The organism is Enterococcus sp. AZ194 (assembly GCF_051713825.1).
In the GTDB taxonomy this organism is placed as follows: domain Bacteria; phylum Bacillota; class Bacilli; order Lactobacillales; family Enterococcaceae; genus Enterococcus_K.
Map to the genome: position 1 here is coordinate 771,654 of NZ_JBIOQR010000001.1, position 23,298 is coordinate 794,951.

Here is a 23,298-nt window from a genome sequence, read left to right on the forward strand (position 1 = left end):
ATAAAATTAATGAATAGATAGGAAGTCTAATAGAGCGTCTAGGATTTTTACGCTTATTTGGACGAGGATCGTTACATTGTGTGGATTTGACAGGAGAACGTTTGTCTGCTGATTTTGATTATTTTCGTTATGAAGAAATGAATTAGATAGAAATTGAGAAGTAGAATCTAGAGGAGACCTAACATAGTGAATACGTTTATTTTGCTGTTTTTTGGACTGGGATTAACCCAAGCATCTACCAACCCTAGTCAAATAAGAGTTTCTTTATATTGGGTACTTGCAGTTCTCATTGGGAGTTTAGTAGGGAAACTTTTTTCTTCAGCAAGTATGAACCCGATTTTTTATTGAATGAATATATGAATAGCGGATGTTATTCAATCGAATTCTTAATGGGATTACTGGGAGAGATAATTGGTTCAGCAAGTGCAACTGTCATCGTATTGAACCTACCTTCAGCAAAGGGTAAATCCATTCATATGCTACAGTAGCAAATTGTCCAAATACCTACTGGATTTTTGTAATAGAAATGGTAGGTACTGGATTATTGCTACTCATTGGTCAGTGGCTATCGATTATTGAGTTTTTCCCACTAAGCTCATTATTCATTAGTTTGTATATTGGCAACCTAATCTATTTCGTTGGTCCCATTACAGGAGCTTCGTTTAATCCTATTCGAGATTTAGTTCCTAGAATCGTTTATTCAATGTACCACAATAATTGGTCAGAGTTTGCGAAGAGTTTGAGTTCTTCAAGTCTTGCCCCTCTAGTCGGAGGCGTTTTGGTTGCCTTCTTACTTTAGGGAATTCATTTGTAAAAGAGAGAGTCTGTAGCATTAATTTAGCAATAATGTCATAGACTCAAAGTAGAAATAAGACTCTTCTTTTATTTATTGATCGTACTTATCTTTCAAAGTAATTTGGGAAAGCGTCGACAACGATTCGGGAGTCTTCTTCTACTTTATGGATGTGCTGAGAGATTGCTTCAGCAAGTTTGTCTTTATCTTTGTTTTTTATTTGTTGGACAATATTTTGATGCTCTTCAAGTATGTTATCCCAGCCAAGATCTTCAAAGTCTAGTCGGAGAAAACGGTATCGATTTAATGCGATATTCAATACTTGTAGCCAGTTCCAAATATAGGGTTTTTCTGTAATTATGTAAAAATTTTTATGGAATTCTTCGTCTAAAGTAAAATACTTGCTAGTATCTCGCTTATTAAAAGAAACTTGTTGTTCAGCAAGCATAGTGTCTAATGCTGCTAACTGTGTATCATCTATGACATCACAGACCTCAGTTAAAATCAGTTTTTCAATGTTTTCACGAACAAACCTTGCTTGATCCACTTCAGCTAGTTTGATTTTTGAAACATAAGTACCGCTTTGTGGGACTACCAGTAAAAGACCATCTTTTTGAAGTTCTAGTATAGCCTCTCTGACGGGTGTATCCCCGATACCAGTTACTTTCACTAGATTATTTTTCGAAATCTTTTGACCTGGATGTAGTTGATTCGTCATAATCATTTCTTTGATTTGCTCATAGGCTACGGTTTGATTGTTTTTAATTTCCATTTTTCAACCTTCTTTCTATTAGGGATGTGAAATCGGTTAACGATAACTAGAAAAATATAGCTAGTAATAGATATATAAGATAGAGGGGTGGCCATATCTCTTGCACCCCGATTATACCAATATGTGAAAAAAAAACAATCTTTGCTTCAATAATTATTGGGTAATTAATAAACGATTAAAGTTGAACTTGGTCCAAAATAAAATAATGGAAAAAGCAGATTCAACATTTCAAGAGATAGTCAAGCTAGTGGAAAGTAAAAATAATGGGTTGACTTTGCTCGAATGTAGACAGGAACGCTTGGCAAAAATGAAAGAATTATTTGCTGTATATGGGAGGAGGGACAGATAAAGTATTGTGTAAAAACTGTAGAGCACCAAGTAAGAATTAATCGACATAGAAAAAGGTTTTCGTATTTCTTATCATTTTCGTAAATTTCCTTTAATTGATGTAAAACACAACGAAGAGTGAGAGGATGTTGCACAGTATTTATCAGGTTCTCGGAGTTAAACGCTTCTGTCCCAAACTCCACATAAACTACAGATTGACTTCATCATAGCTACAGATGAGTTTTGTAAGATGAATACATACCAAATGAAAAGAGGAAATGAGTTATGAAAAAAATTATTTGCTTATTTGCATTAGTAACAATTGGACTGTCATTAACTGCTTGCGGTAATGATAAAAATCCAGATTCTGAGTCACAGGAAAAAACTAATTTTGATCCAAGTAAATTAGGTGATGGTGAAGAAAAAATTAATGAGAATGGCGAGGCAGTAACTGAGTATAAAACAGAAGATGGGGGGGTTATTCAAGGAAATAATAGTCCAGACGAAGAGGAGTAATGTAAGCTGTTTTTGTTAGGTTGAAAAAGGAACATGCAAACGAATTTTCTATCAAAAGCATCTTTGAAAAAGGCAGGGGAAAATCTTTTTGAGATTTGAGCCTGCCTCTTTCTTTAAAATAGTAAAGAAAAGGTGGACCTATGAGGAAAAAAAGTCATAAAGTAAAGTGGGTTAGTGGAATTGCAATGATAGCTATCTGTGGGGTAGCTGGATATTTTTGGTTACAGCATAGTGGCGATGCTCGAGCAGAAGAAACAACAATCATTCCGTATTCAGTTAAGGAATTGAGTGTTGAAAATAATCAAGAATCGAGCCTATTACTGACAGGAGCTATTGAGCCGAAAAAAGTGTCAAAAATTTTAGTGGATAGTAGCCGCGGGAAGGTCGTCAAGCTTCATGTTAAGTTAGGAGATACCGTAAAAAAAGGTCAAAAATTATTGACGTACGAAAATCCAGATGGAGATTTTGAAATCCAAGAATCAGAGTTTGCGATTACTCAATTACAGCAACAAATAGGCCAAAAAGAAACAGATATAGCGAATAAGCAAAATAGTTTATATGAAAAACAAACGCTAGTAAACAATCTTGACTATAAAATTTCAAAAGCAACAGAAGAAGAAAAAGAAGGTTTAAAAACAGAAAGAGAGACCGCAAAAGAGGCTGTTTCGCAGTTGAATGCAGAGATATTGAGCACCCAATCCGAAGCTTCTTCACTAACTATTGATTTAGAAAAGGCACAATATAAACTAGAGACGGTTAAGAAAAAGTTTGAGAACAAAGATCAAGTGGCTGAGGCTGATGGCGTGGTGAAAAAAATGGATGAGAGTCTACTCAATCAAACGGACGAAGCGGCTGGAAAAGCAATCATCGAATTAGTTGATTTGTCTACATATTATGTAAAAGGAGTAATCGATGAATTTCAAAAAGAACAATTACAGTTGAATGCCAAAGTAGAGGTCGTTGATCGGAATGACGATACGCAAAAGTGGAGCGGAAAATTAGTTGAAATAGGCGATATCAGTAATGAAGCCAAAGACGATTCAGAAAATGGTCAAGATGAAAACCCGAATATGACGAAGTATCCTTTCAAAGTCATGTTAGATAAGGCAGACAAATACCCGACATTAGGACGGCATGTGTTTGTTCGTCCACAGCCAAAAGAAAACTCGAAGGTTCAGTTGCCAAGAGAGTATATCTTTACTGAAAAAGAGTCAGATTATGTTTGGAAAATTGTCGATAATAAGGTGAAACGACAAAAAGTGGTCATTGAGAATAAAACAAAAGAGTCTTTGTGGGCTATAAAAGAAGGCCTGACTATGAATGACCAGGTGACGCTTCCAGTAAAAGGAGTCGAGGAGAAAATGGAGGTGGGAGCCGTTGTTAAGACTCAGTGAGGTAACAAAATCTTATATGCAGGCAATAGAACCCGTGCAAGTACTAAAAGGAATTGATCTGTATATTGAAAGAGGGGAATATGTCTCAATCATGGGGCCTTCAGGTTCAGGAAAGTCAACCTTAATGAACATTATCGGTTGCTTAGATTTGCCAACGTCAGGGACCTATCAATTGAACGGTGTGGATATTGCTGGGATATCTGAAAATGAGCTGTCAGACATTCGCAATAAGCATATTGGCTTCGTTTTTCAAAATTTTAATTTGATGCCACGTTTGACCGCTCTCCAAAATGTCGAGTTGCCACTGATTTATGGCAAAATAAAAAAAGATCAAAGACATCTTCGAGCTGAAAAATATTTAGAAAAGATGGGTCTAGCTGATCAAAAAGATATGTATCCTGCCCAATTATCGGGAGGTCAAAAACAACGTGTAGCGATTGCACGGGCGCTGGTAACAGAAGGGGATTTTATTTTGGCGGATGAACCAACCGGCGCGCTAGATTCAGAAAACAGTCGTAAAATCATGGAGTTGTTTACAGAATTGAACCAACAAGGAAAAACGATTATTGTGATTACCCATGAACAAGAAGTTGCAGAGTATACGCATAAAAAAATTGTCCTAAGAGATGGAGGGATTCAATGAGAGAAAATACTTTATTGGCTCTACAATCAATATGGGCACACAAAATGCGTTCCATTTTAACCATGTTAGGGGTCATCATTGGAATTTCAGCGATTATTGCAATATTTTGTATCATTGAAGGAAATACAGAAAACTTGAAGCGGCAAATCGTCGGCGGATCAGACAATTCAATGTTAGTTGAATACGATACAAAAGTGATGTTTGAAGAAGGTGGGCGACCTACAGGCAAGGAGAACAAGCCGAGCTACCTGCCAAAATATAGCCAAAAAACGTTGGCCAAGTACAAATCGATAGCAGGGGTTAAAGAACTAGCTATATTTTTTGAAAAGGATGTAAAAACGTATTACCAAAATAAGTCGGTTGGAACAAAAGTTAGAGCGGTGACACCGAATTACTTTAATATTAAAATGCATAGTTTAATAAAGGGACGTAAGCTGACACAAGCAGATATTGATTCAGTAAGTTCAGTTGTAGTATTGGAAGAACGGACGTATGAGAAGTTGTTTGGAAATAAAGAAGGACTAGGGAAAATTATTGAAATAGGTGGCAAGCCATATAAAGTGGTAGGAGTTGTTCGAAGTGAAGCCTATGCAGCGAGTGTACTTTTTAGTACGAATGATTTATTCGTGCCTGAGACTATTAAGTATGCACTTTCCGATGAGTTAGATCCAGCGCCCAAAATTTGGGTTCAAGGTGAAACGGTAGACCAAGCGAAGAAAGCGGCTGAAGAAGTGGGTAAGCTTTTAAGTGCTCAATTACCAAAATCGGATTATGGGTTTGGGATTGTCAATAACTCTGAATATGAAAAAAGCATGGAGGAAATGAATCGGTCACAATTTTTATTATTAGCCGGAATTGCCAGTATTTCATTGATTGTTGGCGGGATTGGCGTCATGAATATCATGCTCGTTTCGGTAACGGAGAGAACACGAGAAATTGGTGTCAAAAAAGCGCTAGGTGCAAGAAAAAAATGGATTTTATCCCAATTTTTGTTTGAATCTGCTCTTCTGACTCTAATTGGGGGGATAGTAGGCATTTCATTTGGTTTATTCGCTGGGAAAATCATTACACAGTCTATGGGATTTCCTTTTATTGTCTCAATTGGCGCCGTATTGGGGAGCTTGCTTTTTTCAATTATAATCGGTATAGTATTTGGATTAATACCTGCTATTAAAGCAGCTAAACTAAGTCCAATAGAAGCATTGAGATATGAATAAAGGAGTAATTATGTGAACAAAATTTTAGTAGTAGAAGATGATCAGACCACCAATGAAGTGACGACAGCCTTTTTACAGGAGGCTGGGTTTCAGGTAGCTTCCTTTTTTGATGGGGAAAGTGCGTTAGAGTCCCTTGAAAAAGAGGCGTATGCATTGTTGATTTTGGATGTTATGTTGCCTAAAATGAATGGCATTGATTTATTGAAAAAAATCCGAGAAACTTCTGAGGTTCCAGTCATCTTGCTGACTGCTTTAAGTGATGAGTATTCTCAGACGGTCGGCTTTTTAAACGGTGTCGATGATTATGTAACGAAGCCATTTTCTCCTAGTATATTAGTAAAAAGGGTCGAGGCAATTCTTCGACGTAGCAATCAAACACCTAGCGAAAATAAAGCCGTTCTTAAGAGCGGAGAAATTGTTTGTGATAATGAACGAAAAACCGTCTGGGTCAATAAAAAAATTGTTTTCTTAACCAAAAAAGAATTCAGTATCGTCTATCAATTGATGGCTCAAAAAGGAAAAGTGGTGACCCGTGAACAGCTTTTAGATGAACTTTGGGGGTACGATGAGTTCCCGAATGATCGGGTAATCTATACACATATCAAAAATATTCGAAAAAAAATCCCGGCATTCTCGTTTAAAACAGTCAAAGGAATTGGGTATCTATTCGAAGGAGAAGCACATGAAGCTTAGAACGAAATACTTTTTGTATACGACGGTCATTATTACGATTGTTGTTACATTAGCCTTTGCCGGATTATATTTAATGATGCCTAAGTACTATACAAATGAAAAAACAAAGGAACTTAATCAGTTTTCTAAAAAGGTTAAAGAGAAGATTGATGGACAAGAATGGAATCCGACATTGGAAGAAGAGCTGACAACTTTGAGTGTTAAGTTTAGTTTTTCTGTTGAGCTTACCAACGAAAAAAAAGAAGTCTTTTATGCGAGTAATGCTTTTAAAATCCAAGGTAATCCCCAACGATTTGATCTAGATGAGCGGTTGGTAGAGGATACAACTTCTGGAGAAACGACTGAATATGTTGTGCCAGTTAACCAGGCGCGAGGCGAGGCGGACTCTTTTCTAGAAACGGAACAAAAAATCACCTTTAAGAATGCTGAGGTAGCTTACCTCCACGTCTATTATTCTTTGCAGCCGATTGATGACGCAAAAGATGTTCTGTTTGCACTTTATCCATGGACGCTTGGGATTGGGATGTTGATTGGTGGCCTAGGGGCTTTTGTATATTCTTGGCTTTCTACTAGAAGGATTAAAACAGTGATTCAAATGACTGAAAAGATGCAAGAAATGCGTGATGCTCAGCTGATTACTGTGAGCGGCAAAGACGAGATTAATGATTTGGCTCAGAACATTAATTATCTTTACACGAGCCTAGGAAATACGATTCACAAATTAGATCAAGAAAATCACCAGGTCTCAGAGCTCGAGCGAAGTAAAGCGGAGTTCATGCGAAGTGCTTCTCATGAGTTGAAGACGCCATTAACGGCCCTGAATAGTGTGTTAGAGGGAATGATTCATCAAGTAGGTCCGTATAAAGATTACGAAAAATATCTAGCTGTTTGCCAAAAAATTGTTTTTGAACAAGAGGCCTTGATTAATCAAATTCTACAGCTTTCTAAAATTGATAGTGTTACCTCAGAAGTGGTCAGTGAAACATTTATGCTACAAGAGATCTATGAAGAGAACTTTTTAGTCTATGAAGTGTTAGCTAAAAAAGACCAAAAAAAAATTATACACACAATTGAGAACTTTGAAATTTATGGTGTGAAAGAGGATTTTATTCGAATCTGGAATAATATTTTTTCCAATGCTTTACGCTATTCAGATGAGCAGTCCACGATTTCTATCAAGACGACAGCTAATCGACTGGAGCTTTTTAACCAATGCCAACCACTCTCTGAAACGGAGGCTTCTAGAGTATTTGAGCCGTTTTATCGCCCTGATTATGCTCGAAACAGAAAAGATGGAGGAACGGGCATAGGATTGTATATTGTTAGTCAACTAGCGAAAAGAAATGGCTGGCAGTATAACTTCAAAGCTAGTCCTGACAAAAAAGGGATGGTTTTTTCATTGGAATTCTAAAAAGAAGTGTGTAGAAAAAGTCCAATAGGGCTTTTTTTACACACTTCTTTTTATTTTATATCGTTCCCACTCAATAATAGAATGACTGAATCTTCCTATATTTTCATAATTATACAAATATTTATTGATTATTAGCGGTTTATAGAACAGATTACGATGAAAATAACATCAGTTTTTACTGCCATTTTTTCTCTGCTATTTCTAATTGAAAAAGGGTGGTTTTTTATATGGTTTACCCTGATAATGAAAAAGGAAAGTGTTAATTTAAATAACTGTACATCTGACAACTCCTTATGAAAAACTTCCGAAGCATAAAAGACATTCTGCAAATGGAGGTCCAGGAGAAAGAAACTTACAATATAGGTGAGGTAAAGATAAATGGAAAAAACAAGCTTATCCTTAATTGAACTCTTGAGTGAATCAACAACAGGTATGACAAGTGAAATGGCGGCAATCCAATTAGGCGTCAGCTCCAAAACGGTTCGTCGGTATGTGACAGAACTAAATCAACAAAAGGCTGAAAACGGCTGTTGGATTGAAATCAAGAAAGGGCGTGGGTTAGAACTTCAAATCATTAATCAAGAAAAATTTTCGAGGGTTAAAGAGCAAACAAATCGAAAAGAAGATCTATTGGAACAGTTAACGGAATTTTTTCTTAACCAAGAAGACTATGTCAAAGCCGAAACTATTTGTGAGCAATTATTTATTTCGCAAAGTAAGTTATCGCAAGAATTAAAAGAACTTCGACGAATCCTTGGCTACTACCAATTGACCTTAGAGTCAAAGCCTTACTATGGTATGAAAATAGCTGGGAATGAGTTTGATTTACGGCGATTTTTAGCCAGTAATTATGTACAAAAATATCATTTAAAAGTACATGATAACAGTTTGGAATTGTTTGGTGAGACGGCTTCTGAGCTACTTGGCATCATTAAAGGAATTATTTCTGAGGAATTTGCCAAACAAGCGTATCCGATTTCTGAAAATATTTTGAATAATTTATCGTACCATTTACAAATTGCAGTGACGCGGATGCAAGAAGGCTGTTATCTTGAGCAAAGTATTCCAATCGAAGGGCGAACGAACAATGAACAAGAGATTCTCGGACAACGAATCATTGATCGGTTGGAAGAAATGTGTGATGTACAATTTTCTGAAAGCGAACACAATTATGTGTTAGGTCAAATTGTTGGTAAACGAATTGCTGCATCAGAAGAGTCACAAGTTGCCTCAAAAGAAGTTAATGAATTGGTAAATGAGATTCTTCTTGAAATTAAACAACAAAAACATTTGGATTTACTTCATGACCTAGATTTACAAACGATGTTGAATATTCATTGTGCTCCGTTAATTGATCGATTACACATGGGAATCGAGCTAAAGAATCCCTTATTGGATCAAGTCAAGGTTCATTGTGTGATGGCCTATGATTTGGCTATTATTGCAGGACAAACAATTTTTCGTAAACATCATCAAACGCTAAGTGATCATGAGTTAAGTTATCTAGCGATGCATTTCGATGTTTCTTTAAATAGAGAAGCAAGCTCAATTTCTAAGAAACGCATTCTTGTAATTAATGAGTTAGGTCGCTCAACAGGTGAGTTACTAAAAGTTAAATTTGGTCGATATTTTCATCATTACATTGATTCCATCACCATTTGTGAACAACGAGATTATGAAGAATATTTGCAAAATAACGAGTATGATTTTATTTTTACGACAGCTTCTGTCGACTACAAAGGAAGTATTCCAATGTTTAACTTTGAATACTTTTTACAACCAGAGACAATCCGTAAAATTGAGAAGGTCTTGGCGACAGAGGTCACGGCTTCACAGCTGCATTCTTATTTTAGTGAAGCGTTGTATTTCACCAATCGTCAATTCAAATCCAAAAAAGAATTGTTAGCGTTTTTATCTCATGAAGTTCGTAAAAAAATGGACCTACCAGAGAGTTTTGAAGCGTTGATGGAAGAGCGAGAAAAATACTTTGGCACCGATTTATTGCCAAATGCTGCCTTTCCACATCCGAATGCCTTGATTAGTCCCAAAACAACGGTCTGCGTATGTACGCTGAAAAAACCTGTTTTTTGGTATAAGAATTCCGTTCGCATTGTCTTTCTAGTATTGATAAGTAAAAAAGATCATCTGAAAAGCAAACCACTAACCGAACATTTAATTCAGTTATGTTCATCTCCAGTGAAGATGCAGCAGATGATTCAAGCAAGAAATTTTGATGAATTTATGTCAGTGATAAAGGAGTAAATGATGAAGACAGAGAATAAAGAGAAGATTCAATTAGAAGGTGCCTATAATTTCCGCGATTTCGGCGGCTATCCTACGCGTTTTGGAAAAAAGGTGATTAAAGGGAAATTATATCGTGCGGATGAACTTAGTAAGCTGACTGAGAAAGATCAAAAACAGTTAGCCGAGCTAGGTTTAACCACAATCATTGATTACCGCAATGAGAAGGAGCGTTTGAATAACGAGGACTTACCGATTGGCAATGCACGCGTGGTGTATCTTGACCCGATTGCAGATATCGCGGCACTGGCTTCTTCAGAGGATGGAGAAGATAAGCCAGTTGATTTTGATAATATGACAGCTGAATTGGCAAAATTTTTAATGACTGAGCAGAATCGCGAATTTGTTCGTTCAAAACGCAGCCAAGAAGTCTATAAAGAAATGTTGGAGATTTATTTGGATGATCGTGAAGAAGGTGTCGTTCAGCATTGTCGAGGTGGGAAAGACCGAACAGGATACGGGGTTGCACTGATTCATTTATTATTGGGTGTCTCAAAAGAAGATATTATGCACGATTATTTACTCACTAATGTGTACAAGAAAGAAAAAAATGAACGTAGCTTAAAAGAGCTGATGGAAAAAACCAACAATCCTGATTTTGTTCAAGCAGTTCGCTATTTTAAGGAAGCAGATGCCTCATTTTTACTAACAGCCTTAGAGATGATTGAGGAATATGGTGGGATTGAAGCATACGTTAAAAACGAGCTGGGAATGACTGAAACACAGATTGAACAGTTGAGAGAAAAATATCTTGAGAAGTAAAGGAAGGTAGGGGAAACAAATGAAAAACGTAAAAGATGCTATTTTAAACGGGGCAGTAAAGATTCAAAATAACACTTACATGCGATCAATTTCTAATGCAATGATGGGCTTAATGCCAGTGATGATGATTAGTTCGATTGCTTCACTGATTAATGCCATCAATGTCGGCCCAACGCAACAAGTCATGGAGCAGATTGGGCTAAAAGCTTTATTAACTCAGATTAATGCCATGACGATTGATGTAATTTCTTTATATGTAGCATTTTTAGTTGGGTATAAGCTAGCAGAACAATTAAAAGCCGATCAGTTGAATGCAGGACTTATGAGTGTGGTCTCTTTCTTAATTTTGAGTCCAATTTCATTGTTAGAAGAAACAAAAGTTCTAAAAATGGAAACACTTGGCTCAGGTGGGATGTTTGTAGCGATGTTTGGTGGATTATTAGGCGCACGTATTTACATCTTATGTGTGAAGAAAAACCTTGTGATTAAAATGCCGGACTCTGTGCCACCAATTGTTAACAAATCCTTTGCCGCAATTGTGCCAGCAGTGATTGTTTCAACTGTTATGGGTGCAATCTATGTGATTATGAGTATGACTCCTTATGGCACATTAACTAGCATGATTTATACATGGGTGCAAGCGCCGTTAACTTCATTAGGGGCAAATGTCTTTACCTGTATGATCATTGTAGCGTTCATCGAATTCTTATGGTTCTTTGGGATTCATGGTGTGTTGGCTGTATATCCAGTCTTAATGTTAGTCTTTTATCAGCCTGGCTTGGATAACTTAGCGGCTTACAGTGCGGGTGCTGCTTTACCTCATTTATTCACGATTGGCTTCATTTTAAATAACCGTGGTGCTCGTTCATTCGCGGTCGCCCTATTAGCAATCTTCGGCTGTAAATCAGAGCAGTTAAAAGCAGTCGGAAAAGTCGGCTTGATTCCTTCGATGTTTGGGATTTCTGAGCCAATCAAATTTGGGATTCCACAGGTTATGAATATGCGGATGTTGGTTCCTTTGATGGTGACACCAGCTGTTTCGGTATTGTCAGCCTATCTATTAACAATTGTTGGTTTCTTACCGTATCATAATGGGGTCTCAATTCCAACAGGTTTCCCTGTAATCTTTGGTGGGTTTTTAATCAACGGTTGGCAAGGAATCGTCGCTCAAGCAGTCCAATTTTTCTTATGTGTGATTATTTATATTCCATTCATGCGTTCACAAGATAAGGCAGCATTGGCAGAAGAAAAAGCGTTAGCAGAACAAGAAGCATTAGCAAAACAAGAAAAATTTTCCCCAGTTATGGGCGAAGAATTAGCCTAAAGAGCGGAGTGTTGAGAAGATGAAAAAAATTATTTTATTATGTGCAGGTGGCATGTCTACAGGTGTACTAGTTAACAATATGAAAAAAGCAGCAGCACAAAGAGGGCTGGAGGTAGCGATTGATGCTCATCCGATTGATGCTGCAGCAACGGTTGCAAATGATGCAGACTGTGTTTTATTAGGACCTCAAGTATCGTATCGACAAGGAGAAGTAACTTCAGCAGTATCTTGTCCAGTTGCAGCCATCGACATGCGCTCATATGGCATGATGGACGGTAACAAAACATTAGATCAAGCATTGGCGTTGATAGGAGGTTAGTGGATGGAAGAAACAGAATTGGTTTGTTTTCAATTAATCTCCAATGCTGGAGCTGCACGAAGCTGCTATTTTGAAGCACTACAAAAATTCCGTAATGCAGAGGAAGAAGAAGGGCAACACCTTTTGACGCAAGGACAAGAGTTTTATCGCGAAGCGCATCAGGTTCATGGACAACTCGTCCAAAAAGAAGCAAATGGTGAAACGGTTTGGATGTCTTTATTAATGACTCATGCAGAAGATTTGATGATGAGTGCTGAAACGACTGGAGAGCTGACCAAAGAATTGCGATGTTTGTACAGCGAAATTCAGTCATTACGTGAAGAGTTTAGTGCGCTAAAAGACCAGTTAATAGAAGTGGAAAGTGAATAGCAAACAGAAACTTAGGTAAAAAAGATAGAGTAGGCACATAGTATTGAAAACGTATGGAGCGCTTCAAGGCTTCATACGTTTTGTGTTTCCTGAGGTTAAACGTAGTAAGTGAATGAAAGACCGTTGAAATCGGTGCACGACTACTAACAGAAATCCTACACAGGCAAGCGATTAAGTTACTATTCGCAGTTGCTTTGAGTAGTTCTACAGATTTCATAACTTAAAGAGAGGTAAAAGGCTGTGCTTAGTCCCATTCCTTTACCTCTCGCCGTAAGATTTACGAATAAAAAAGAAGAAGGAATTTTGGATGCGATTCTTCATTTTTATTAAAGGTAACCTGATATACGAGTATTCCTTTCTTAATTCGGCCGTGAATAGTAATCCGATTAAAAAATAACGAAAATATAAATTGAGCAATCCTATTGACAATTGAATCATTTGGTTATATTCTTCTTTGTAAGCTTTAAAACTTTTTAGCGCAGTAGGAAATAGATTCAATGTTCAGAAAGTCGATGGTTGCTGTGAATCGATCAAATCTATTGAACGAAGTACACTAAAATTTTAATCACAATTAAATACGAAGAGAAGGACAAGAGATTGTCTTTAAAATAAGGTGGTACCGTGGAGAAATTCGCCCTTAGCTAATCAATGCTAAGGGCGAATTTTTATGGATAAGAGAGGGTGTGTGAACATGTGTGGCAAACGGAAATGGACTGGAAATTGTGAGTGGAATCATCACTGTAAAGGCAGTGCTGCATGTAGGAACAGCCTGACCTGTGATGGGGGCTGCGGAGGGATTATTCGATATTGTTCCACCAATCAATAAATAGAAAAAATAACGAAAATTGATTGTGAGGAAAAATAAATGAAAAAAGTCAAACAACCTAGCGTATCTATTTTAGAGGCTAGTATTATGTTAATAATTATCGTTGCAACGATTGCAATCGGTGTCGTTGGTTTCAAAATATCGCCCAATATTGCCATTCTCTTTGCCATTGGTTTAGTGATGGTTTACATGACGGTTAAACGCTTGCCCTTTGAAAGCATTCATGAAGGAATTATTGATGGCATAAAGCCTGGAATTATTCCAATCTTTATTTTTATTTTGGTGGGTTCATTAATTGCTGTTTGGATACAAGCAGGGATTATTCCAACATTGATGGTAGTTGGGTTTAAAATTATTAGTGTGAAGTGGTTTGTCCCTTCTGTCTTTATCGTCTGTGCGATTGTTGGAAGTGCAGTCGGGAGCGCCTTTACGGTGATGTCGACTATCGGAATTGCCTTTTTTGGTATAGGAACGACGCTTGGTTTGAATCCTGCCTTAGTTGTCGGAGCGATTGTTTCTGGTTCCGTATTCGGTGATAAGATGTCGCCATTATCAGAATCAACCAATCTCTCTGCTGCTATTGTTGAAGCAGACCTGTTCAAACACATTAAAAATTTGATGTGGTCCACAGTGCCGGCTTTCTTTGTCTCATTGATTTTGTTTGCCGTTTTGGGTGTGAATAATCAAGTGGTTAGCTTAGCAAAAATTGATGAAGTGATCCAAGTATTGGATGCTAATTTCACGATTTCTGTTTGGTCGTTTATCCCAATTGCGCTAATGTTTATCTGTGCGTGGAAGAAAATCCCAGCTATTTTAACGATCTTATTGAATATTGGTGTCGCTGTGGTGATGATTTTTATTCAACATCCAGAAACTTCGATTGCAAGCCTAGGCTCAGTGATTGATGCCGGGTTTGTCTCTACTACAGGAAATCAAGAAATTGATTTGCTTCTTTCTCGTGGAGGAATTGAAAGTATGATGCCAACCGTTTCTTTGATTATCTTAACGTTGTCATTGGGCGGGTTGTTAATGGAAGCTGGCCTGGTCACAACGGTCATGGAAGTGATTGCTAAGAAATTAACTTCACCAGCGCGTCTCATCTCGACAACTTTACTTGCAAGTATTGGCGTGAATATTTTTATCGGCGAACAATTTCTCTCTGTGATTCTTCCCGGAAATGCCTTTAAAGAGGTATACAAAAAAGCGAACCTTGATCCAGTTGTTTTGGGAAGAACGCTTGAAGATGGTGGAACCGTGATTAATTACTTAGTTCCTTGGGGGATTGCCGGAAGTTTTGTGGCGAGCACATTTGGCGTACCAACCCTAACTTACTTACCCTTTGTTTTCTTTAGTTTGTTTTCACCGGTCTTTTCCTTGGTCAGTGCATTTACAGGCATTGGCATCAAGCACATGGGTGTAGGTCCGACACGTCAAGTAGAAAAAGTCGAGGGTTAAACGTCCCTCGTTTATCAGTAAAACCCGAACATTATTTCTTTTTCAGAAGATTGTTCGGGTTTTATTCGTTTTCATTTCTTGTGTCAAAAAATTAGAAAAAACTTATTTTTACGGCTTGAAATGAGTGGAAGAAGGCCTAGGTCTTACAAAATAAGCGTTTTTCATCGCTAATCAGTAAATCCGAACGTTTTGCTAGACTGGTTGTGTATTGTTTTCTTCTGTAAGGGCGTTTATAATTTATTCTAATAAAAATAAGCAATTGTTCTTTGGCGCTAATTCTTGTGTAAGTGGACGGAATTCATTTATTTCAAATTTAGTAAATCAACCTATCAATAGAATGGATTGTGTTATTTCAAGCGAGAATGATTTTTGAACAACGAGTGAGAACGAATTTGATAAAGGAGATGTGGTAAAAGGATGGATAAACAAGAATTGACACAGCTGATTGATGTTGCTGCGGGAAGAAAGCCTGCTGATCTTGTACTGAAAAACGGGGTAATTATTGATGTTTATCAAGGAACCACTTTAGAAGGAGATGTGGCAATTGTTGCAGGGAAGATTGCTGGAATTGGCGGCTCTTATGAAGGCCAAGAAGTTCGTGATTTAGCTGGAAAATACATTGCGCCAGGCTTAATTGATCCACATATCCACGTAGAATCTTCTTATGTAACCCCAGAAGAATTTGGTCGTTTGTTAGTCCCTCATGGCACCACTACCGTTATGGCTGACCCGCATGAAATTGTTAATGTCGCAGGATTAAAAGGGCTAGATTATATGGTTGAAGCTGCCCAACATACGGCTTTAGACATTCAATATATGTTACCCTCTTGTGTTCCAGCAACAAATATGGAGAACGCTGGCGCTGTGTTAACAGCGGCAGATATGAAAGCTCCCTTAATAGAAGGAAAAGCAGAAGGTTTGGCCGAATTCATGGATTTCCCAGGAGTCATTCACGCACAAGAGGCCGTTATAGAGAAGCTATTAGTAGCCAAAAACTTGAACAAACGTATTGATGGGCATAGTCCAATGGTTTACGGTAAAGAGTTGAATGCTTATGTGGCGGCTGGAATTGCAAATGATCACGAATGTTCAACGGTGGAGGAGCTTCAAGATCGGGTTGCTCGAGGGATGTATGTCTTCTTACGTGAAGGCTCAGTTACTCAAAATCTACGTACCTTACTAAAAGGAGTGACTGCTAAAAATGCGCGTCGCTGTGTTTTATGTGGGGATGACGTTCAAGCAAAGACGATTCTAGAAAAAGGACATTTAGACAACAGTATTCGAATTTGTATTGAAGAAGGCCTAGACCCTATCCAAGCGATTCAAATGGCGACAATTTATACAGCTGACTGTTGTCAATTATCAGACCGTGGTGCAGTGGCGCCAGGCTTAAAAGCGGATCTCATTATTTTCTCTGATTTACATGAATTTTCGGTTGAAGAAACATATATCGATGGCAAACAAGTAGCGGTAAATGGAGAATATGTGGTGCCTGTTACACGAGCAGCGACAACCGCTGTTCAATCTAGCGTTCATATTGGCGATTTTTCAGTTGCAAAGTTGGTCCTACCGTTGACTTCAAATACTGCTCGTGCAATCGGCGTGATTCAAACAGAAGCCTTAACAAATGAAGCGATTGTTCAGGTGGCTCGCGATGAACAGGGCAATTTTGTGTACGACGAGACGCAGCCTGTTGCAAAGATTGCGGTTGTCGAACGTCATCACAACACAGGAAATGTGTTTGTTGGCTTATTAAAAGATTACGGAATCAAACAAGGAGCTATTGGGCTTTCGATTGCGCATGATTCTCACAACTTATTAGTGACAGGAACCAATGATGCAGATATGGCTTTGGCAATTGAAGAATTAAAAAAACAAGACGGTGGCGTAATTCTAGTAAACGACGGAAAAGTCATCGGTCGATTTGCTTTACCTGTGGGTGGTTTAATGAGTGACTTAACTGGGGAAGAGGTTGTGAAACAGCAAGAAGTTATCGACAAACTTGCACATGAGGTATTAGGTATTGCCGAAGAGGTGGATCCAATCATGACACTAGGTTTTATGTCGTTAGCCGTTATCCCTAGCCTTAAAATTACTGACTTAGGGTTGGTTGATGTTACCAAATTTGAATTTGTTCCTGTTTCAGTGGAAGAATAAAAGAAAGATAAATAGTCAAAATGTATAGAGCCAAAAAGAGTAGGACAAGTGTCTTGCTCTTTTTTGTGTGGCTACTATAACTACATTACTATTTTTTGAGAACAATCTGTACAGTGGTATTTATTTTTACCTCGATCCTTACTTTTTTTCATCAAATCAACAGACGAGCATTCAGCTTTTGTACGAAATATGATAAAGTAGGAAGGAACTCATTGATAGAGGAGACGAATCGGATGATTTTTGATACACATACACATTTAAATGCAGAACAATTTGCGGATGATATTCCAGAAACGATTCAACGGGCACTTGAGCTAGGAGTGACGGAGATGGCTGTCGTCGGGTTTGATACGCCAACTATTGAAAAATCGTTAGAGCTGAGTTGCGACTATGATTTTATTTATAGTATTATTGGCTGGCATCCTACAGAGGCAGGTAGTTACACCAAAGAAATCGAAGAACGTTTGCAGCAGCAGTTAACGTTACCTAAAGTTGTGGCGTTGGGTGAAATTGGCTTGGATTATCATTGGATGGAGGATCCAAAAGAGGTTCAAGAACGTGTATTTCGTAGGCAAATGGCGATTGCCAGAGAGATGAATTTGCCAATCAGTATTCATACTCGTGAAGCGCTAGAAGATACGTATCGAATTCTTAAAGACGAGAAGGTTCAAACCATTGGCGGGATTATGCATAGTTTTAGTGGCGATGCTGAGTGGGCCAAACGATTCTTAGATTTGGGCATGCACCTATCCTTTAGTGGCGTCGTGACCTTTAAAAAAGCAGTCGAGGTCCAAGAAGCAGCAATGGTCGTTCCATTAGATAAGCTCTTGGTTGAAACGGATGCACCTTATCTCGCACCTGTTCCTTATCGTGGAAAACGTAATGAACCTGGCTATACTCGCTATACAGCCGAAAAGATTGCAGAATTACGAAATATTCCTTTAGAGGAGCTTGCGCAGAAAACGACAGAAAATGCGCATCGTTTGTTTCGATTGGAGAACAAATGAGCAAAATAAAAATAGAAGAAATTATCGTGGTGGAAGGAAAAGATGATACTCGGCGTTTACAAGAGGTCGTTCAAGCGGACACAATTGAAACCATTGGATCAGCTATTAATGATGATATTTTAATGCAAATTGAACATGCACAAGAAACTCGTGGCGTTATTGTTTTTACGGATCCAGATTTTTCTGGTGAAAAAATCCGAAAGAAAATTATGGAAGTGATTCCTGATGCCAAGCATGCGTTTTTGCCGAGAAAAGAAGCGGCACCGAAAAAGCGAGGCAATAGCTTAGGTGTTGAGCATGCAAGTAACGAAGCGATTTTGGAGGCTTTACGAAAAGTCGTAACACCTTGTGATGTGGAGGACTCGGACAGAGAGAATCTTGAGACTCGGATCACGCGAGAAGATTTACTTCGATATGGTTTGATTGCAGGGAATAAAGCGAAGCTGCGTAGAGAACTATTAGGCGATGAGCTTCGGATTGGTTATACGAATGGCAAACAGCTAGAAAAACGATTAGATATGTTTCGGATTACGCCTACTGAACTGTCAGCGGCAATGAAAATAGTGGAGGAATCAATTTGACTGAATATAAAGAAATCGCAACACCGTCGAGAACCAAAGAAATTTTAAAAGAACATGGCTTTCAATTTAAGAAAAGTTTGGGTCAAAATTTCTTAACAGAGCCGAATATCTTACGCAAGATTGTCGAGACAGCACAGATTGATGAACAAACAAATGTGGTTGAGGTTGGACCGGGAATCGGAGCATTGACCGAACAGCTGGCAAAAAATGCCAAAGAAGTTTTAGCATTTGAAATTGATGACCGCTTGATTCCGGTTTTAGCAGATACACTCCACCGTTATCCGAATGTCAAGGTCATTCATCAAGACGTGTTGAAGGCCAATTTGATTGAGACGACCAAAGAAAATTTTTCTGAAGAGCTGCCAATTAAAGTTGTGGCGAACTTACCATACTACATCACGACACCCATCATGATGCACTTTTTAGAATCTGATTTGGCTGTCTCTGAAATGGTTGTAATGATGCAAAAAGAGGTTGCTGACCGTATTTCTGCACAGCCTGGAACCAAAGCTTATGGTTCGTTAACGATTGCTGTCCAATATTATATGGAAGCTTCAATTGCCTTTATCGTGCCAAAAACAGTCTTTATTCCACAGCCTAATGTGGATTCAGCCATTTTAAAATTAACCAAACGTGAGAAGCCAGCAGTAGAGGTAACGGATGAAAGAGAATTTTTCAAACTAACGAAGGCCTCCTTCCAGTCTCGCCGAAAAACGTTATGGAATAATTTACAACAAACATATGGCAAAACAGAAGAAGTCAAAGCTTGGTTGTCCAATAGCTTAGAAATCGCTGGAATCGATCCTGGCCGTCGAGGCGAAACACTTTCTTTGGCTGAATTTGCAGCGTTAAGTAATGCAATGGAAGCTACCAAATAAACGATTCAGAAAGTTTTATGATTAGGGACGTTTGTTAAGTATGTTTCCTCTTCAAAATTAATTCAAATAATAGAGTATTTTTATTGATTATTAGATATAGGAATCTAGCAACTATTCACGCTAGATTCTTTTTTTGTGCTATAATGAAACCAGTTACTAGGGGAGTCATTTTTGACTGAGATGTTCATCTGAACGGACCCTTTGAACCTGTAAGTTGAGACTTGCGTAGGGAAGTAGTCTAAAAATCAGTAGGTAATTTGTAGACACTTCATGTGAGGAAACCCTCAGCAAGAAGTGTCTTTATTTGCCAGTCCCACTTTTGTAAGACCATCTAATGGGATGGTATGCGCGGAGCGATAAGGCGAACTGGAACAGTTCGCGAACCTTTAAAATAGCTCTAGCAGCCAGTCCCACTTTTATAGGACCTTTTAGTGGGATGGTAAGCGCAAGGCGATAAAACGAAACGGCACATTTCGATACTGTTGAACCAGCCTTAGCAGCCAATTTTCCCGTAGTGGCACACGCGCAAACATTTACCACATTAAATCTCTAACTGATTGGCGGTATCTTTCCCTAAAAAAATTTAGGAGGGATTGAATTGTTTACAGAAAAAATTAGAAAAAAGGCTGAACCCATTTGGCAAAAGAGTATGCAGCACCCATTTATTAAAGAGCTGCAGCGTGGGGAATTGGCCGAGGACAAGTTTCGTTTTTATTTGATTCAAGATCATTTTTACTTAAATGCATTCACAGAGATCCATAAGTTAGCTGCTGAATGTGCAGATAACCCGGAAATTAAAGAGCTGTTTTTGAATAATATTGCTGGTATTGAAGTCTCAGAGGTTTCTGTTCGCGAAACGTTTTTTAAGGAGTTAGCGATTACCGAAGAAGAAATTCAACAGACAATGGTTGCGCCGGCTGCGTATCACTATATCGCTCATATGTATAAAGAGGCGCAATCTAAAAGCGTTGGCCGGATAGTTGCGGCATTACTCCCGTGTTACTGGCTCTATCAAGAGATTGGTGAGGAGTTGATTTTAAACGGTTCACCCACTCCTTTGTATCAGCGTTGGATTGAAACTTATGATAGTGAGGCGTACAAAACGACTGTTGAAGCGCAGAAAAACTTAACCAATCGATTGGCAGCAGTCGCCTCAGAAGATGAAGTTCAACTCATGGAACAAGCCTTTCTCATAAGTAGCTATGAAGAATTATATTTTTGGGAAATGGGCTATCAAAAAGAAGAATGGAGTAACAAACATGTATCCTTACCAATTAGTTGATGAAATGAGAAAGCAAAACCCGTTAGTTCACAACATTACTAATATTGTGGTAGCCAATGACTCTGCAAATGGACTTTTGGCAATTGGTGCTTCACCGTTTATGTCTAGTGCTGTTCCTGAAATGATAGAGGTTGCAACAATTGCTGATGTGGTTGTCTTGAACATGGGGACGCTAAATGATGAACAGATTGCCGCGATGGAACTTGCTGGGAAAACAGCGAAGAGTTTAGGAAAACCAGTTGTGTTTGATCCAGTGGGAATTGGCGCCACAACTTATCGAAAACAGCAAGGGACTCGTTTACTTCAGTTGATTAAACCAACATTAATTCGCGGCAATGCAGGAGAAATTGCCACCTTGGCCGAGGCTGAATGGTCGGCTAAGGGAGTCGATGCTGGTTCAGGTGATGGCGATATTATTGAGATGGCTAAAACAGTGGCTCTTAAATATCAGACCTTTGTTGTTGTCAGTGGCGTAGAAGATATTGTTACGGATGGAAAGAAAACGTATTTGGTTAAAAATGGGACGGATTATTTTCCATTTATGACAGGTGCGGGCTGCCTTCATTCTTGTATTTGCGGCGCGTATCTTGCTTTGACAGACTCGTCAGTCATTGAACAGGTGGTTATTGCTTGTGCGATGTATGCATTGGCTGGTGAATTAGTTGCAGCTCGATTGCCAGTGCTGTCTGTTGGAACATTTCGAACGCGTTTGTTAGATCAGTTGAGTCAAATGGATAGTGCGTTAGTTCAAATAAATGCTCGAATAGAAAGGGTTGACTAAGATGAACGAAACAACACAAGCATTAACAATTGCCGGTTTTGATGGTGGTGGCGGTGCAGGAATGCAAGCTGATTTGAAGACTTTTCAAGAGCGTCGAGTCTTTGGAACCTCCGTTTTGACTGCTTTACCTATTCAAAATACGAAGGGCGTAACCAATGTTTTTGATTTGCCAATTGAGGCGTTAAAGGAACAATTGGTTAGTATTAAAGAGGATTTCAAAATTTCCGCTGTCAAAACGGGTATGTTATTCACCGCCGAAATCACAACAGTGGTTGCAGAGTTTCTGAAGACGGCCGAGTTTGGTCCACTAGTAGTTGATCCGGTGATGATTGCGAAAAGTGGGCATGCGCTTTTAAAGGAGACGGCAGTACGGGCAGTGAAAGAACAACTATTACCATTGGCCTGTGTGGTGACCCCCAATGTACCAGAGGCCGAAGTGTTAATTGGCAAAACGATAACAACAAGAGAAGAGATGGTTGAAGCAGGTAAGCTGATTCAACGAATGGGCGCTAAAAATATTGTAGTTAAAGGGGGCCACCATATTGAAGGGGCGATTTCAGAAGATATGTTGTTGCTTGAAAATGGTCAAGTGAAGTGGCTCGCTGGAAAACGAATTGATACGAAAAATACCCATGGCACGGGCTGTACATTCTCTGCCTGTATCACTGCAGAATTAGCAAAAGGAGAACGTGTATTAGATGCGGTTACAACGGCCAAAGCTTATATTCAAGCAGCAATTGAAGATGGGATTTCTGTTGGACATGGCAATGGGCCGACCAATCACTGGGCCTATCGAAAGGTTGAGGGTCATGAATAAGATAGAAAAAATGTTACAGGTTTATTTTATTGCAGGGACCCAAGATATTGTTCAAGGCACGCTTTTTTCTGTTTTGGAAGAGGCGCTTCAAGCCGGAATTACTTGTTTTCAATTTCGTGAAAAAGGGGCAGGAAGTTTAAACGACCCAACAGAAATAGAAGAAACGGCAAAAAAATGTCAAGAACTATGTCAAGCCTATAATGTTCCATTTTTGGTTAATGATAACGTTGAATTAGCTTTGAAACTTGGTGCTGATGGGGTCCATGTCGGTCAATCTGATCAAGAAATCCAAGAGGTTCTTCGTTTGTTTGCAGGCAAGATTGTAGGGTTGTCATGTGAAACAGCCGAACATATCGAAAAAGCCAATCAATTAACAGAGATTACTTATTATGGCGTGGGGCCGGTGTTTGGCACAATCTCTAAAGCAGATGCGGTGCAGCCGATTGGTGTAAAAACATTAGATACTTATGCGCGAAAAGCTCTGAAACCGGTCGTGGCGATTGGTGGAATTAGCCTAGACAACTGCCAAGAAGTTTTAGCCACCGCTGTCTCTGGCATTTCCGTTATCTCAGCAATTACTCGAGCGGAATCGATAAGTCAGGCAGTAGCTACTCTAATGAAAAAAGACTAAATTTTAGTCAAAAATAAAAAAATTAAACGAGGTGAGGACAGA

22 protein-coding genes and 1 riboswitch are annotated in these 23,298 nt (G+C 38.7%); of the genes, 21 read left to right on the plus strand and 1 reads right to left on the minus strand.

Annotation, left to right across the window (positions count from 1 at the left end):
• Positions 1 to 466 precede the first annotated feature (466 nt).
• Positions 467 to 799, plus strand: coding sequence for an aquaporin (locus tag IGI37_RS03675; protein ID WP_438763574.1), 333 nt, complete (start codon positions 467 to 469; stop codon positions 797 to 799).
• A 100-nt stretch (positions 800 to 899) separates the two neighbouring features.
• Here IGI37_RS03675 and IGI37_RS03680 read toward each other — a convergent pair whose 3' ends face one another.
• Positions 900 to 1,565 (minus strand): GntR family transcriptional regulator, encoded by a 666-nt coding sequence (locus tag IGI37_RS03680; RefSeq protein WP_438760069.1) that lies wholly within the window; start codon positions 1,563 to 1,565, stop codon positions 900 to 902.
• A gap of 612 nt (positions 1,566 to 2,177) precedes the next feature.
• Between IGI37_RS03680 and IGI37_RS03685 the strand changes: the two genes are divergently transcribed.
• From IGI37_RS03685 to thiE, 20 genes are all read left to right on the plus strand, one after another.
• Complete coding sequence (locus IGI37_RS03685; protein ID WP_438760070.1) at positions 2,178 to 2,408, plus strand: hypothetical protein; 231 nt, start codon at positions 2,178 to 2,180, stop codon at positions 2,406 to 2,408.
• A 140-nt stretch (positions 2,409 to 2,548) separates the two neighbouring features.
• Positions 2,549 to 3,802 carry an efflux RND transporter periplasmic adaptor subunit gene (locus IGI37_RS03690; protein WP_438760071.1) on the plus strand — a complete coding sequence of 418 codons (1,254 nt, stop codon included), beginning with the start codon at positions 2,549 to 2,551 and terminating at the stop codon, positions 3,800 to 3,802.
• Positions 3,786 to 4,445 (plus strand): ABC transporter ATP-binding protein, encoded by a 660-nt coding sequence (locus IGI37_RS03695; RefSeq protein ID WP_438760072.1) that lies wholly within the window; start codon positions 3,786 to 3,788, stop codon positions 4,443 to 4,445. The genes IGI37_RS03690 and IGI37_RS03695 overlap by 17 nt, the downstream gene beginning before the upstream one ends.
• Complete coding sequence (locus IGI37_RS03700) at positions 4,442 to 5,662, plus strand: ABC transporter permease (protein WP_438760073.1); 1,221 nt, start codon at positions 4,442 to 4,444, stop codon at positions 5,660 to 5,662. The genes IGI37_RS03695 and IGI37_RS03700 overlap by 4 nt, the downstream gene beginning before the upstream one ends.
• Before the next feature lie 12 nt (positions 5,663 to 5,674).
• Positions 5,675 to 6,355: a response regulator transcription factor gene (locus IGI37_RS03705; protein WP_438760074.1), complete on the plus strand. Its 681-nt coding sequence runs from the start codon at positions 5,675 to 5,677 to the stop codon at positions 6,353 to 6,355.
• Entirely contained in the window at positions 6,345 to 7,766 is a 1,422-nt protein-coding gene (locus tag IGI37_RS03710; protein WP_438760075.1) for an ATP-binding protein, read from the plus strand. The genes IGI37_RS03705 and IGI37_RS03710 overlap by 11 nt, the downstream gene beginning before the upstream one ends.
• 378 nt (positions 7,767 to 8,144) lie before the next feature.
• Positions 8,145 to 10,028 (plus strand): BglG family transcription antiterminator, encoded by a 1,884-nt coding sequence (locus IGI37_RS03715; protein WP_438760076.1) that lies wholly within the window; start codon positions 8,145 to 8,147, stop codon positions 10,026 to 10,028.
• 3 nt (positions 10,029 to 10,031) lie between these two features.
• Positions 10,032 to 10,829 carry a tyrosine-protein phosphatase gene (locus IGI37_RS03720; RefSeq protein ID WP_438760077.1) on the plus strand — a complete coding sequence of 266 codons (798 nt, stop codon included), beginning with the start codon at positions 10,032 to 10,034 and terminating at the stop codon, positions 10,827 to 10,829.
• 19 nt (positions 10,830 to 10,848) lie between these two features.
• The gene (locus tag IGI37_RS03725; protein ID WP_438760078.1) at positions 10,849 to 12,153 is read left to right on the plus strand and encodes a PTS sugar transporter subunit IIC; all 1,305 of its coding nucleotides are present in this window, start codon (positions 10,849 to 10,851) and stop codon (positions 12,151 to 12,153) included.
• Between the two features lie 19 nt (positions 12,154 to 12,172).
• The gene (locus tag IGI37_RS03730) at positions 12,173 to 12,472 is read left to right on the plus strand and encodes a PTS sugar transporter subunit IIB (protein WP_438760079.1); all 300 of its coding nucleotides are present in this window, start codon (positions 12,173 to 12,175) and stop codon (positions 12,470 to 12,472) included.
• Positions 12,473 to 12,475: 3 nt separating this feature from the next.
• On the plus strand, positions 12,476 to 12,841 hold the full coding sequence (locus tag IGI37_RS03735) for a PTS lactose/cellobiose transporter subunit IIA (RefSeq protein ID WP_438760080.1): 366 nt from the start codon (positions 12,476 to 12,478) through the stop codon (positions 12,839 to 12,841).
• Between the two features lie 865 nt (positions 12,842 to 13,706).
• Entirely contained in the window at positions 13,707 to 15,122 is a 1,416-nt protein-coding gene (gene nhaC, locus IGI37_RS03740) for a Na+/H+ antiporter NhaC (protein ID WP_438760081.1), read from the plus strand.
• 417 nt (positions 15,123 to 15,539) lie between these two features.
• Positions 15,540 to 17,279, plus strand: coding sequence for an adenine deaminase (gene ade / locus IGI37_RS03745; protein ID WP_438760082.1), 1,740 nt, complete (start codon positions 15,540 to 15,542; stop codon positions 17,277 to 17,279).
• A gap of 233 nt (positions 17,280 to 17,512) precedes the next feature.
• Complete coding sequence (locus tag IGI37_RS03750; protein WP_438760083.1) at positions 17,513 to 18,286, plus strand: TatD family hydrolase; 774 nt, start codon at positions 17,513 to 17,515, stop codon at positions 18,284 to 18,286.
• Entirely contained in the window at positions 18,283 to 18,867 is a 585-nt protein-coding gene (gene rnmV / locus IGI37_RS03755) for a ribonuclease M5 (protein WP_438760084.1), read from the plus strand. Before IGI37_RS03750 ends, rnmV begins: the two co-directional genes overlap by 4 nt.
• Positions 18,864 to 19,745 carry a 16S rRNA (adenine(1518)-N(6)/adenine(1519)-N(6))-dimethyltransferase RsmA gene (gene rsmA, locus IGI37_RS03760; protein ID WP_438760085.1) on the plus strand — a complete coding sequence of 294 codons (882 nt, stop codon included), beginning with the start codon at positions 18,864 to 18,866 and terminating at the stop codon, positions 19,743 to 19,745. Before rnmV ends, rsmA begins: the two co-directional genes overlap by 4 nt.
• A 148-nt stretch (positions 19,746 to 19,893) precedes the next feature.
• Positions 19,894 to 19,994: riboswitch (TPP riboswitch) on the plus strand.
• A gap of 349 nt (positions 19,995 to 20,343) precedes the next feature.
• On the plus strand, positions 20,344 to 21,027 hold the full coding sequence (gene tenA, locus IGI37_RS03765) for a thiaminase II (RefSeq protein ID WP_438760086.1): 684 nt from the start codon (positions 20,344 to 20,346) through the stop codon (positions 21,025 to 21,027).
• Positions 21,005 to 21,808 (plus strand): hydroxyethylthiazole kinase, encoded by an 804-nt coding sequence (gene thiM, locus IGI37_RS03770; RefSeq protein WP_438760087.1) that lies wholly within the window; start codon positions 21,005 to 21,007, stop codon positions 21,806 to 21,808. The genes tenA and thiM overlap by 23 nt, the downstream gene beginning before the upstream one ends.
• 1 nt (position 21,809) lies before the next feature.
• Complete coding sequence (gene thiD, locus IGI37_RS03775) at positions 21,810 to 22,625, plus strand: bifunctional hydroxymethylpyrimidine kinase/phosphomethylpyrimidine kinase (RefSeq protein ID WP_438760088.1); 816 nt, start codon at positions 21,810 to 21,812, stop codon at positions 22,623 to 22,625.
• Positions 22,618 to 23,256: a thiamine phosphate synthase gene (gene thiE, locus IGI37_RS03780; protein ID WP_438760089.1), complete on the plus strand. Its 639-nt coding sequence runs from the start codon at positions 22,618 to 22,620 to the stop codon at positions 23,254 to 23,256. The genes thiD and thiE overlap by 8 nt, the downstream gene beginning before the upstream one ends.
• Positions 23,257 to 23,298: the final 42 nt, after the last annotated feature.